We start from the raw sequence: 228 nt of genomic DNA, 5'->3' as shown, positions 1-228 counted from the left end.
GGTGATACCTGCGGTTGCGATCTCAACATTGCTCGGAGCATTCAACGGCTATGTGGTCACTAAGTGGCAGTTCCGAGGCTCAAACCTGTTCTTTAGTTTGTTGTTGTTTGGCTGCTTTATTCCGTTCCAAGTCGTACTTCTGCCAATGGCGACCATGCTTGGCAAGATGGGCTTGGCTAACACAACCATTGGTTTGGTGATTGTGCATGTTATCTACGGCATGGCGTT

At 48.7% G+C, this 228-nt stretch carries 1 pseudogene; it reads left to right on the top strand.

Annotation, left to right across the window (positions count from 1 at the left end):
- Positions 1-228 (top strand): annotated as a pseudogene (locus tag AB4486_RS26800) (carbohydrate ABC transporter permease); the annotation flags it as partial.

Source organism: Vibrio sp. 10N.222.55.C6 (assembly GCF_041473395.1).
Classification (GTDB): Bacteria; Pseudomonadota; Gammaproteobacteria; order Enterobacterales; family Vibrionaceae; genus Vibrio; species Vibrio crassostreae_C.
This window is presented reverse-complemented; position numbering and strand designations above follow the sequence as displayed.